The 13,630-nt window shown below is 45.9% G+C and carries 9 protein-coding genes; 1 reads left to right on the forward strand and 8 read right to left on the reverse strand.

The window, feature by feature from the left end; genetic code table 11:
- Window positions 1–109 precede the first annotated feature (109 nt).
- Together QVE09_RS20895 and thpR are read right to left on the reverse strand one after the other, a co-directional pair.
- Window positions 110–967, reverse strand: a complete 858-nt coding sequence (locus QVE09_RS20895; protein ID WP_315938329.1) for a cell wall hydrolase — start codon at window positions 965–967, stop codon at window positions 110–112.
- A gap of 130 nt (window positions 968–1,097) precedes the next feature.
- The gene (gene thpR, locus QVE09_RS20900) at window positions 1,098–1,700 is read right to left on the reverse strand and encodes an RNA 2',3'-cyclic phosphodiesterase (protein ID WP_315938330.1); all 603 of its coding nucleotides are present in this window, start codon (window positions 1,698–1,700) and stop codon (window positions 1,098–1,100) included.
- Window positions 1,701–1,905: 205 nt separating this feature from the next.
- On the opposite strand from thpR, the gene QVE09_RS20905 reads away from it, so the two are divergent.
- On the forward strand, window positions 1,906–2,862 hold the full coding sequence (locus QVE09_RS20905) for a D-2-hydroxyacid dehydrogenase (protein ID WP_315938331.1): 957 nt from the start codon (window positions 1,906–1,908) through the stop codon (window positions 2,860–2,862).
- A 345-nt stretch (window positions 2,863–3,207) separates the two neighbouring features.
- Here QVE09_RS20905 and QVE09_RS20910 read toward each other — a convergent pair whose 3' ends face one another.
- From QVE09_RS20910 to nikC, 6 genes are all read right to left on the reverse strand, one after another.
- Complete coding sequence (locus QVE09_RS20910) at window positions 3,208–4,185, reverse strand: TRM11 family SAM-dependent methyltransferase (protein WP_315938332.1); 978 nt, start codon at window positions 4,183–4,185, stop codon at window positions 3,208–3,210.
- Between the two features lie 269 nt (window positions 4,186–4,454).
- On the reverse strand, window positions 4,455–6,167 hold the full coding sequence (locus QVE09_RS20915; RefSeq protein WP_315938333.1) for a methyl-accepting chemotaxis protein: 1,713 nt from the start codon (window positions 6,165–6,167) through the stop codon (window positions 4,455–4,457).
- Window positions 6,168–6,452: 285 nt separating this feature from the next.
- Window positions 6,453–7,457 (reverse strand): MsnO8 family LLM class oxidoreductase, encoded by a 1,005-nt coding sequence (locus tag QVE09_RS20920; protein WP_315938393.1) that lies wholly within the window; start codon window positions 7,455–7,457, stop codon window positions 6,453–6,455.
- 42 nt (window positions 7,458–7,499) lie between these two features.
- On the reverse strand, window positions 7,500–8,915 hold the full coding sequence (locus QVE09_RS20925; protein ID WP_315938334.1) for a deoxyguanosinetriphosphate triphosphohydrolase family protein: 1,416 nt from the start codon (window positions 8,913–8,915) through the stop codon (window positions 7,500–7,502).
- Between the two features lie 724 nt (window positions 8,916–9,639).
- A complete protein-coding gene (htpG, locus tag QVE09_RS20930) occupies window positions 9,640–11,520 on the reverse strand; it encodes a molecular chaperone HtpG (protein WP_315938335.1) in 1,881 nt (626 codons plus the stop codon).
- A 1,209-nt stretch (window positions 11,521–12,729) separates the two neighbouring features.
- The gene (gene nikC, locus QVE09_RS20935) at window positions 12,730–13,629 is read right to left on the reverse strand and encodes a nickel transporter permease (protein WP_315938336.1); all 900 of its coding nucleotides are present in this window, start codon (window positions 13,627–13,629) and stop codon (window positions 12,730–12,732) included.
- Between the last annotated feature and the right edge of the window lies 1 nt (window position 13,630).

Below are 13,630 nucleotides of genomic sequence, written 5' to 3' on the forward strand. Positions count from 1 at the left end.
ATAACGATATTTTAAATAACGAAATAAAACTACGATTCAGGCTTATTTAAGGGCCGTGTGATGCACACACAGTTAACTACCCTGCCTGTTTGCAGAATTTACGGGTCGATTACTTGTAAAAAGTATGATGACCGATCGTTTTAACTTTTTTCTGCGAGCGGGCAACTGTCAGATCGTCGGCAAGCGTCAATGATAAGAAATAATACGTATCATCGGCAACTTCCTTCTTCCCGTTCAACGCAGCATTCACTGCTTTGATACTGTCCTCGTTGGGAACCACACGTTTCAAACGTCCGTTCGCTACAGGACTAAACTGGGATTTCTGATAGATGACCTTGTAAATGGTATCGGGAAAATTGGCTGACCGCAGCCGGTTTAAGACAACATTGGCAACTGCCACTTTGCCTTCGTACGGTTCACCTTCTGCCTCTGCCATGACGATTTTTTGCAGCAGATGCAGTTCTTTATCGGACACACTGTATGACCAGGTTGCAAGTTTCGAGTCTTCCTGGTTCAGAAGTTTGGTCCGCGTAAAGTATAGTTTTTGGGGGGGAGTTGTTACAGCAGCGACTTCTTTGGCACGTTTCACTTTGGCCAATTTCAGTGCAGCTTCTTTTTTGGCTTTGGCCGCAGCTACCGCTCTAGCTTTGTTCTTGGCCTTGGCTTCTTGCAGTTCCTGCTCTTCTTGAGCAGTCGTAAGCCAGTTCTTGGCTGGCAGAGATTCAGTCCACGCTCCGGTTTGGGCAGACAGACTAGAAGACAGACTTGTCCCATCTTCCATCATACGCCTCTCTTCTTGCGTAGATGTTTGGTTATTTTGCACAGAAGCCGCAAGTTCGGTCATCTGTTTACTATCACTAGCTTCATTCCACTTCCCCGTCGCCTGAACGACATTTACCCCCACTATACATACAAGCAGCACTGATAACATCGGTGCTACCCAACGATTTTTGCTTATAATGTTCATTCGAAGATTCCTCCTGTCGAAACAATTCCCTTAACTAAGTAACCCAAAAAAAAGAATTTGAATAACGATGGCTAATATTACATAGGGATAAACGTTATGTCAATGTGATTTTATGGCATAAAAATGATTATCAGGAAAAAGTGAACGTATCCATGACCTCATACATTGGCGATTGCCCCAGCCTTGTCATATAAAGTACAATGTCCTCCACCATCCATGAATTAACACCTGTGGAATGTTCCGGAAGCACTCCAGATACCCCTTTATTCTCATTACCTGGAAGCTGTCCCAGATATTTTCTGGCAATGGTAATGTGGGGAGCATAAGGTCTTAATTCAGCTTCAAATCCAAGGGGCGAAGTCGCCTGCACGATTTGTTTTTGCAATGAAAACAAGTGCTCTATCTCTCCGCTAACACCTTTCCAAAGCACCTTAGGTGCTTCTTCAAGTCCAAATGTGCCCCAGTAGGAAAACTGAAGTTCAAACGGCTGAAACCCGCTTGCTGCTGAGCGCAATGCTTTTCGTAGATGTCCGATGTCACTAACTAATGTATCCCCCAGAAATTGCAAGGTTATATGATAATCCCGATGATCAGTCCATTTACGAAAATCTAGCTTGTTCTGTACAAGCCTTGCATCCATCTGAAGAGACTGCTGAACAGCAACAGGAAGACGAATTGCTACAAACAATCTTTCCCGTCGGGATGAATGATCCTGATGTAATTGGTTATTCATTGCATACACCTCTCTAAAGTTCGCTCTATTATTTCATAACTATACATATCGTTTCAAGTTGGGTAAGTATAGAGTGACACAAAGATAACCATTTGCAAATAAGGCTAGATTCCTGCATTTCCCACCTTATGCACATCCAACATCAAATCTGATACACTTAATTATCAAACTCATCAAACTATTTATCTCAGGAGGACCACACATTATGGGCAAAATTGTATGTTTTCCATCTCTATCCGAAGAACAGCAACAACGCATTCAGAATGCTGCACCGAAGTACACCCTGACATTCGGAAAAGCCAAGGAATTGGACCCCGCTGAGTTGAAAGAAGCTGAGATTATTCTCGGCTGGTCCCCACTCGTCACAGAACATGCATTGAAACAGGACAGCCTGTTGAAGTGGGTTCAGGTCTGGTCTGCTGGTGTAGACAATCTCCCCTTCGCAGATTTGCAACAAAAGAACATTCAGGTCACCAGTGCAAATGGAGTTCACGCGATTCCAATCACCGAAATTATTCTGGGCATGATGTTGTCCCACAGTCGCTGGCTGAGACAAGCTATGCTGCATCAACAGCAGGCCGAATGGAAAGCTCCTGCCAAACCACTGCCGGAACTGCACGGCAAAACAGCGGTCATCGTTGGTGTTGGTGAGATCGGAACCGAAACAGCTCGCATTCTCAAAGCACTTGGCATGCGCACGATCGGAATTCGTCGCTCAGGTAAAGATGTCCCCAACGTGGATCAAATGTATGATATGACCGGTTTACATGAAGCCTTGAGCCAGGGTGATTATGTGATTAACATTTTACCGTTGACCGATGAAACCAAACATATATATGATCAAACTGCATTTGAGCAGTTCCGATCCGGCGCCTGCTTCGTCAATGTGGGACGTGGCCCCAGTGTGAAAACGGAAGCGTTGCTGAATGCACTCCAAAACGGCCATGTTGCCTTCGCCGCACTGGATGTTTTTGAAGAAGAACCCCTTCCGGCAGACCACCCGCTATGGGGCATGGATAACGTGTTAATTACGCCACATATCGCAGGAAGTACAGAGCAATACGCGGATCGAGCAATCGATATTTTCGTTAAAAATCTGGAAGCTTACGTTGCTGGCGATACCCTGCCGGTGAACCTTGTGGATTATAGTCATAAATATTAACACAAACACCCGTTCCCATGCAATATTGTGCAAATCAGATCAACGATATACACTGAACTAAAAAGATTTAGACTTGTAACTCCGATGACAGAACAACCTTCCGATCACTGTTATTCCCAGATTTTTTGATTCACTTTTATAAAAATGAAAATCTGTGAATAAAGGCGAAGAGTATGCTTCCGATGCAGCTTTCTTGCAGAAAGCTTTTAGCTCCGCTTCTTCAGTTTTTTTCTGTCCTCTACGTTCTCGTCTAAACAGTTAGTTCAATGGATATGTACGCAATAAAAAACGCTACCTCTGGGAAATCTAAATTCCCTTAGAGGTAGCGTTTTTGTTTTTTTGCGCTTACATACACAGCCAAATATGACGTATAAACGTGCCTTTGTTTACTGTTCGGTACTCTTTTACAGTCCACCCCGCTTCCAACAAGTGCTCTTCTACCCACTCTGTGGAAACAATCACTGCCCGTTTTGCCAATCTGCGCAAACTCTCCAGCATGGCTCGTTGCTCAGCATCCGGAAGTACAGAGCAGAGATTGTAGGGCATGTCCAGAATTGCTGCATCATACAAATCTTTCAGTTCATTCATGTCCCCTAGTGTGATTAGATTCGAATCATATCCATAATGCGGCAGATTGATACGTGCACCTCGGACAGCCAGAGGATTGAGATCGTTACCTTTTGCATCAATTCCCATGGATAAAGCTTCAATCACAACCGTTCCCATACCACAGCAAGGATCAAGCAAACGATGCTTTTCCACGTTCGGAACGGCAATATTAACCAGCGCTCTCGCGAGCGTGATGCCAAATCCAGTTGAGTAATTTTGCGGTTTCTGCCGGTGAATCTGCCATGATCGATCTGCTTCTGTCCACTGGCCCAAGATCCATTTTTCCCCTGTTTGAATTAGGCCGAAAGTCACCTTAGGTTGCTTCATCTGTGCCTTGCCTTTAATGCACATGCCAACTTCTTTTTCCAGTTGACGAGACTGTACATAATCCGGGGCATGATCCCCTTCTTTCAGACAAATCACCTTAAATGTCTCTTCTGGCAACAGCTGGATCTCTTTGGCCAGAGGAAGAAAATCAGTCACCGTGTCCCCTTCACCGATCACGTCCAGTCTGCCATGGATAAAAGGGCTACGTCCAGGTGGAATACATCGTTCGGACCACACATACGCTCCTATATCCATACGGATCTCTGAACTCGGTTCAAGTAGCGTATTTAGCTCCAGCGTGCATAATTCACGCTCGTTCTCGTGGCAAGCAAAGGTGTAGAGGTGTTTCCCAGAAGTAGCGTTAATACCAAGTGTTTCATCAGGCAAAATTCCCCTCTCCTTCCTTCATTAATCATGTTTCTTCTATATAAACAGTAGCTCATTGAAGAAATATCGAATACGAGTCATACGTTTGCTTCAGGTAGTCATTGTATACAATGTTAGACTGCTAGACAACTATCCATTTATTTGCACGTATCTATTTGGAAAGAAAAAAAATAAGGCATTCCCATTATTGAGGAACGCCTTACTTTATTTTGAGACTCTCACCAATCGCCGTCTGCGGGATTCCAGCTTCTTCTATTATAAGAAGAAGGTTATATTTTTAATTTTTCAATGGATGTAAGCAAATCTTCCGATAATTCTTTCAGGCTTTGAATGTTGCCGCTAATCGTCTCCATGGAACTTACCTGCTCTTCCGCCGATGCAGAAACTTCTTCCACACTCGCTGCCGATTGCTCCGAAACAGCGGAAATCTGCTGACTGAAATCATTCATTCGTCCGCTTGCTTCCTGCATGCCTGCGAGACCATCTGTCATAGTGCCGATGACACCAACCATGCTTTCCACCGATTCATTAATTGTACGGAAGAGTTGACCTGAAGTAAGCACATGTTCCTGACCCAGTTCGGTCTCCTGAACGTTCGTACGTAATTCCGCAACCACCCCTTGTGACTCCTGCTGAATATCCTCGGTAATCGCCGTGATCTCTTCAACCGAAGTCTGCACAGCTTCAGATAACTTCCTCACTTCTGATGCCACTACGGCGAATCCGCGTCCACTCTCTCCCGCACGCGCTGCCTCAATGGAGGCATTTAATGCCAGCAGATTGGTTTGGCGTGCAATGTCATGAATGACCTGAACCAGCTTGGAAATATCTTCATTTTTACGATTCAATCGTTCCATCTTGTTCATGGAAGCCGAGACCGAACCGGAAATCTGTTGCATCTGCTGCACGGATTGTTCCATCACCTTGCGACCATTCAACCCTTGCTCCAGTACAAGATCCGACATGACGCGCAGCCGGCTGCCTTGTTCCGTATGATTTTGAATGTGATCATTCAAAGCTTCAACCGTACGGGCTGATTCCACGGCTGTCTCTGCCTGGCTCTCTGCGGCCTTGGCTGACTCTTCCATTGTCACAGCAATCTGGCGACTACCAATCTTAACCTCTTCTGAGGATATTGCCAGTTCCCCACTTTGCAGATTAACAGCTTCCGCAATTCGTCTGACGCTCAGAACCATGGAAGTCAGGTTACCTTTCATGTCATTCACCGCTTTGGCCAGAACACCAACTTCATCCTCATGTTTGGTATGTATGTCCTGAACATTCAATTGGCCTTCTGCAATCAGTTTCACCGCACTAATGACACGTAGCAGTGGTTTCACGACCTGTGAACGAATAATCGGAATGCTGATTGCTGTAATGACAATCATGACAAGAACACCGATAATGATGATTAATCTACCGTCCTGCACCGATCTGATCGTTTGGGCCGCCGCCAGATTGGACTGTTCCTGATTGTATTCCACGAGATAATCCAGATCGACTTGCATGGTGTCAAAGGAATCAGCACCTTTATCAGCTACTTCCTTCGCCAGCTGTGTCTGACCCTCATCACTTAGCTTGATCGATTGCGTATTAATCTTGAGATACGCTTCCCATTTGTTCTTGAACGCATTCCAGTGTTCGAGCTCTTCCGCAGACTTCTCCTGCTGATCATAGATTTTAATCGCCTGCGTCGTTTCACGAATATACTTGGTACGCTCTTCTGACAAGAATGCCTTGTCTGTTTCATCCGCGTCAAAGTGACGATAACTTAGTGACAGGACATGCTCTGTGGTATAATTTAACCGGTTAATTTGCTGGATTGATGGCATCCAATTGTTCGTAATTTCGTTAGTGTTAGATTCAATTGAATTCATCCGGGTGACAATCGTGACACTCAAAACAATTAAACAGAGGATTAACAAGTAGAACGCGATACTGATACGCAGACCGATACTCCTGATCTTAAATCTGCTGAACATATGATTTCCCCCTTGACCCCTTCGGTCATCCCGAATTCAGGTGCTTTGTCATTGTTTTCCCCTTCTTTTGACCTCTTGTCAAGAGAACTTATCTATATTATATCGATAGGAAAATAGACGTAAAGTATTATAACATTATTTTATTATTAAGATGCTTGATTTTGTAAAAGATTGTTGAATCTTAACAAAACCAAATCGAAGAGCTGCAGCATACGGTAAAGTCCCGATCTGCAGCTCTTCGGTTTGTTCAGATTTCAACGGCTTTCATCATAAAGAGTGCTCGGTCTACTTCAGTATTGCTGTCTTATGCTCAGCCAGCAATCGATAAGAATCCAGCCTGCGCTCATAATCTGGTCCTGCCGTAACCAGAAGCAACCTCTCCGTATCCAGCCTGCGACTCACCTGTTGCAATCGATCCCATACCTGCTCAGGTGTACCTGCATAGTGCCGCACCGATTCATTATGATCAGCACTGGTTGAATCATTCGTGTTAGAGACCGTGCTACTACTTGTATCTTGCTCGGTTGAACGTTCTTTCCCATCCAGCTTGCGTTTCTCCGCCATGTCACGACTCCAGGCCAAAGCATCCGTCTCTGACTCGGCACACAATACGCTGACTGCCACCATAACCTCAGGCTCCTTCATAGTTGCACTGGGAATAAATCCTTCTCGGTAACGCCTTACAGCCTCTGTGCCATCGGCATCACTCATGAATTGACCAAAGACATATCCCATGCCAAACCGTGCCGCAAATTCTGCGCTCTTCACGTTTGTACCCAGCATCCAGAGCGATAACGGAAGCTTGGGAATCGGACGAGCCGTCACGGGATGATCCTCGTAGGTATACCGGTCTTCAAGCAGTTCCGTCAGTGCTGCGAGCGATTCAGGCAGCTTGGACACATGTTGCAAGTAATTGCCACTGAGTGCCATCGTGGCATGAGGTCCACCGCCAGGAGCACGTCCGAGCCCCAACTCAATGCGCCCCGGATAGAGCGCAGCCAGCAGACGGAACGACTCCGCAACCTTGAGCGGGCTATAATGCGGCAACAGGACCGCACCGGAGCCAAGTTGGATCGTTGTTGTCCTTGCTCCGATGTGGGATAACAGTACTTCGGGAGAGGCCGATGCCAGTTCAGCCATATCGTGATGCTCTGATGTCCAGTATCTGGCGTATCCCCAAGCCTCGGCATGTTGCGCAAGTGTCACCGATTGTTGAAGTGCCTGTTCCGCTGTGGCATCGTTTAACCTTGGAACAAGGTCAAGTACGCCCAGACTGAACGTCTCACTCATTCGCTTAGCCACGCGTCTCATCTCCCTTTATATCGGTTAATTTTAATCCAGATCGTAGATGGAACCCACCTTCAGACCGTATAGTTCATTATATATTTTCTCGGCAAATGCATCCGTCATTCCTGCAATATAATCAATCACCATATGCTCCCAGGTCCAGATTGGTTTGGCCTTGGCCTGATCCTTCTCATACCGTTGCAGCCAGTCGGATGGAATAATGGATTGAGACGTTTCCGGATCGAGGAATGCATCCCATAATCGTTTAATCATCCACTCACTTCGCTTCTGTAGCCGCTGCACACGCAGGTCACGAATCATGGTCACCCAGGCAAAACTCTTGAGCACACTCACCGTACGCAGCATATCAAGGTCTTCAGCCCCTTCACGGACAAAAGTTACCTTCTTCCAGTCGCCGTCGTCAATAACACCCAGGCTGCCTACAAAAAAGCTCACCCAGTAGGCTTTCACCTCACGGCGGGTACGCGAGTAATCATGCTCGCAGAACGGCATCTTCTCATTCCAGATGCGCAGGAACGAAGCGAGGACCTCTTCTACCTTTTGCCCAATTGCTTCTCGGGTCCATCCGTTCCAGAACAGATCCTCCAGCGTTGTAATCTTATCCACAATCAGTCGATTCACATGCGGATCTTGCAGGAAATGCTCATGTACTTCAATTTTGCCTGCTTTGATGCCATCCTCCAGGTCATGTGAGGAGTACGCAATATCGTCGCAGAGGTCCATCAGCTGTGCTTCCAGCGTCTTCTTGCCTGCAGGCACGTTCCAGCGATCACGGATCTCCCGAATATATTGCCACTCATGATGATACATGCCTTTTTTGCTCTCTGTCCCAGGGTACGGATACTTGTTGATTCCTAGTAATACCGCATCAGACAGGTTCAGTCCGTCGATATCTTCACGCTTCTCCAAGTGCATAATGAGACGGAAATTGTGTGCATTGCCTTCAAAATGCTCGTATTTCCGTTTTAGCTCAGCACGGACTTCAGACTCCACCTTGGGAACTTTGGCGCTACGGCTTTTCTTCATGATTTTCTTAGCCTCAGTGTTGATGAGGTCATCCAGAATGCCATCCAATACTTCTTCACCTTTATGTCCAAACGGCGGGTGACCGAAGTCATGTGCGATTGCAGCGCACTCCACCACTTCTGAATCAATAATAAGGCCGGGGTTGTCCGCACGGTCCCACTCCACCTCAGGAAAACGGCGAATCAGGCTTCGGGCAGCCTCTCGTGCAATCTGTGCCACCTCCAGGGAATGGGTCAAGCGAGTACGATAATAATCGCCCGTCCCTGCGCCAAACACCTGCGATTTGCCCTGTAACCGGCGGAAGGTCGGTGAATGAATGAGTCTCGAATAGTCCCGTTCATACGCTGCACGAGATCCATCCAATTTGGTTAATTCAGGATATTGTCTATGTTCTCTCAGATCGTTCCATTGCATGGGGATCACTCCTAGCCGACTGTCTCTATTTTGAGTGATTATACACAACATCTGTGGTTTCGAAAAGTAAAACCTGTCTGCGATTGTCATCTCTTCTTACATCAACTTGTAATGAACAGTCATCTTCTCTTATTATACCCTGCCAGACTATCATCCGTGCATCTAAATGATAATGATTCATATTGAACTCACACTAACATGACTAATGGTGAAAAAAAGTGCCTTATACAGTTTGCGTGGCCGTTCCGGTTACGGATCGTTCTTAGGATCGCTGTTGTCTCCAGGTTTTCTGAATTCCCTTTACTAAGGGAAAAACCCGTTGAAGCGTATGCTTCCGATGTAGCTTTCTTGCAGAAAGCTTTCAGGCGAACGCTTCGCTTCTTCAGAATCGATTCCGTCCCCTTCACTACTTTTGGTGTTTGATTCACTCCCAATTTAAATGACATTACATTCCCTATAAAGGGGGAATTCTTCAAAACTTTGAAAGGCTAAAAAATCCCATTAAAATGTTCATCCATCACTACAATGATAGTCTGCTCCCCCGCTCCCTCCCCGTTGTGGGTAAAAAAACAAAAACCGACAGGACGGAAATGCCCTGTCGGATGAATATGGTGGATGCAGCGAAGTGATTTAACTTCTAGCCTTAATGCTCACGTAATTTGACTCTTGAAGCTGCGTGAATTTTTGCATCAAGGATATTACCGCACCCTTGTACGAAGGATTTTTAAACCATAACCTTACAGATATCGTTAGTGAACTCTACTGGATCTTGAATTGGCAATCCCTCAATTAGCAATGCCTGATGGTACAACAGGCTGGTGTAGAGGTTCAGTTTTTCCTGATCCTGCGCGAAAGCGTCTTTCAACGATTTGAAGACATCGTGGTTCACGTTGATTTCCAGCACTTTGTCGGCTTGTACGTTTTCGCTGTTCGGCATAGCTTTCAGGATTTTTTCCATTTCAATCGTCAATTCACCTTCGGTGGACAAACATACCGGGTGGCTTCTGAGACGTTTGGAAGCTTTAACGGCTTTGACTTTACCAGCCAATTGAGCTTGCATCGCTTCAAACAGCTCTTTGTTGTCGTTGTCCTGAGCGTCCGTTTCTTCTTTGTCCGCGCTATCTTCGATACCCAGGTCACCACTGGAGATGGATTTGAATTCTTTCTCCTTGTAGTTCGTGATCATTTTGATTGCGAATTCATCAATGTCATCGGTAAAGTACAATACTTCGTACCCTTTCTCTAGGACACCCTCGATCTGTGGCAGCTTCTCAATACGGCTAATCGATTCACCGGATGCATAGTAGATGTACTTCTGATCTTCCGGCATTCTGGAGACGTATTCGTCCAGGCTCACGAGTTTGCTCTCTTTGGAAGACGTGAACAACAGCAGATCCTGCAATGTATCCTTGTTCACACCATAGTCGCTGTATACACCATATTTCAATTGACGGCCAAACGCTTGGTAGAACTTCTCGTAGTTCTCACGCTCGTCCTTCAACAGGCTTTGCAGTTGGCTCTTGATTTTGTTCTTAATGTTCTTCGCGATCAGGCTAAGCTGACGGTCATGTTGTAACATCTCACGGGAAATGTTCAGGGACAGGTCTTCCGAATCCACCATACCTTTGACAAATCCAAAGTAATCTGGCAACAGATCGCCGCATTTATCCATGATCAATACACCGTTGGAGTAAAGCTCGAGGCCTTTTTCATACTCTTTCGTATAGTAGTCAAACGGCGTGTTCTCCGGGATAAACAGAATTGCATTGTACACCACAGCGCCATCTGCGCTGATATGCAGGTGTTTGAGCGGTTTGTCAAAACCGTAGCGTTTTTCCATATAGAAGTTATTGTAGTCTTCTTCGGTCAATTCGCTTTTATTTTTACGCCAGATCGGCACCATGCTGTTCACGGTTTGTTCTTCTTGATATTCCTCGAACTCGTTCTCCGTGCCCTCTTTCGGACGTTGACCCGTTACATCCATCTTGATCGGGTAGCGAATGAAGTCGGAGTATTTCTTGATGATGGATCTCAGGCGGTACTCTTCCAAAAATTCATCATACGAATCTTCTTCAGTATTCTCTTTGATCGTCAGGACGATCTCTGTACCTACGGAATCTTTCTCAGCTGGAGTGATTGTGTAACCATCTGCGCCTTCGGACTCCCATTTCCAAGCCTCGTCGCTGCCCAGCGTTTTACTTGTTACGGTCAGCTTGTCCGCCACCATAAATGCCGAGTAGAAACCAACCCCGAATTGTCCGATGATGTTGTGGCCATCTTTAGCTTCATTTTCTTTCTTGAACGCCAGGGAACCACTCTTCGCGATAACCCCCAGATTGTTCTCCAGCTCTTCCTGCGTCATCCCGATCCCGGTATCCGTCAGTGTGAGCGTGCGGTTTTCTTTGTCAATCGTGAGCTTGATGAAGTAGTTCTCTTTGTTGAAAACGAGTGAATCGTCCGTCAGTGCTCTGTAATAAATTTTATCAATGGCGTCACTGGAGTTGGAGATCAATTCTCTCAAAAAGATTTCTCTTTGGGTGTAAATGGAGTTGATCATCATATCCAGCAAACGCTTGGATTCTGCCTGGAATTCTTTTTTAGCCATGAGTGGTTGGACTCCTTTCAAATTTGGATATCGAATGATTTGATTGAAAATAGAAAGTAAATCCTTGAGTTTTCCATGCAAAACATACGGGTGCCAGAAAATCATTCGAAGCTTAAACGCTTGATCATCAGATTCACTAGATTGGCTAATCTTCAAAATGTATGACGTCCTGCAATGTAGCCGTTCCGGTTACGAATCGTTTTTCGGATCGCTGTTATCCCCGTATTTCTTTGATTCCCTTTTTTAAAAGGGAGAAATCCGGTGATAGCGTATGCTTCCGTAGCAGCTTTCTTTCAGAAAGCTTTTAGGCGAACGCTCTGCTTCCTCCAAATCGATTTCGTCCCCTGCACTACTTTTGCATTTATCAGCGACTGATTCTTTTAGGATAGAGAACATCAATGAAGTGATATCTCTTAAACGTGGAATCCTGCTTCCAGTCTGTTGACCTTGGCTTCGCATGTCCTACTCAAGTTCAATATCTATTTTCAAAAACAGAATCATTCCATATGTAGGCGTATAGTAAAAACATCATTTGTTAGCACTCTAATGATCGGAGTGCTAAACCCTTCCTTTTATATAACATATGGGAAAATTGGGTGTCAATACGTAGGCGGTTATTTTAACAAAAAGATCGAATAACCCTTCAACTTTTGCACATCACCAATCATTTTAACGTAATCCCGCGGGTAAAACAAAAGCCGCCTCGAACCAAAGTTCGAACCGGCATAGGAAAGATTTTATTGTGTCTGTTGCTGTAGCGCCTATTATCAAAACATCCCCGTCTAATGTACCTTGGAGTATCCTCGGCCTTCTGTGTTGAGACTGATGTATGTTGTATGGGAACTTTGGTATGTTGGTATCTTGGTATTGTGGTTGCTTGAATGTCTTGAGCCGCAAGGTAGTCAGTCACGCGCTAACGAATCTCAGAGGCGTTAATTGGCCTTTTTGGGAGGTTTTCATTAGCTAACGAATCCTAATCACGCTATTTCTCGACTTTAGCCAACTATACGAGCCTCTCCGCAGGTTTTTCGCATAATAGCGTGTGTGAAGTTCGTTGGAGTTGAAGCAGAGGTTAGCGTTTCAGCTCCAAATAGGATCGCGATAAGAATTAGCGGTTACGGTTTGAGTTTGAGTTTGAGTTTGAGTTTGAGTTTGAGTTTGAGTTTGAGTTTGAGTTTGAGTTTGAGTTTGAGTTTGAGTTTGAAAATTCTACTTTTTGGCCATTTTCGGATCAAGGGTATCGCGCAGGCCGTCGCCCATGAGGTTGAAACCGAGAACGGTCAACATGATGGAAACGCCGGGGAAGATCAGTGTCCACGGTGCTTTTTGTATAAACTGACGGGAGTCCGACAGCATTTTACCCCATTCCGGATCGGGTGGTTGCGCACCCATGCCTAGAAATCCGAGTGCAGCGGCCTCGATGATCGCCGTCCCAATTCCAAGTGTACCTTGCACGATCAGCGGAGTAAGACTATTGGGCAAGATGTGACGAAACAAGATTCGCCCGTTGCCCGCTCCAAGTGTCCGTGCCGACGTAATGAATTCCTCCTGTCTCAAGCTGAGTACCCGTGAACGCACCAATCTTCCGTAGGTCGGGATGTTCACGATGGCGATGGCGAGCAGTGCATTTTGCAACGACGGGCCCAATATCGCCACAATGGCGATGGCTAGCAAAATCCCCGGAAAGGCGAGCAAAATATCAAATAGACGCGAGATGAGCATGTCCGCCCATTTTCCATAAAACCCGGCAATCAGACCCAGCAGCGTGCCCGCAATAATGGAACCAATGACGGAGAAGAAACCCACCCATAATGAGATACGCGCTCCATGCAGCACTCTGGAAAACACGTCACGCCCCAGATCATCCGTACCAAACCAATGCTCTGCCGAAGGGGCCTGAAGCCGATCCACCAGCACCTGTTCCTTGTAATCGTAAGGTGCGATGTATGGCGCGAGGAAGGCCAACAGGATAAAAAATACGATAATAATCAAGCCCGCAAGCGCAAGCCGATTTTTCCGGAATGTTCCCCATGCTTCCCGCCATGGACCGGATGTACTCGCTGTTGCAGCATCAATGGATGGTCCGGTATTGGTCGATAATTTGGCCATG

The organism is Paenibacillus sp. ClWae2A (assembly GCF_032452295.1).
Lineage (GTDB): Bacteria > Bacillota > Bacilli > Paenibacillales > Paenibacillaceae > Paenibacillus.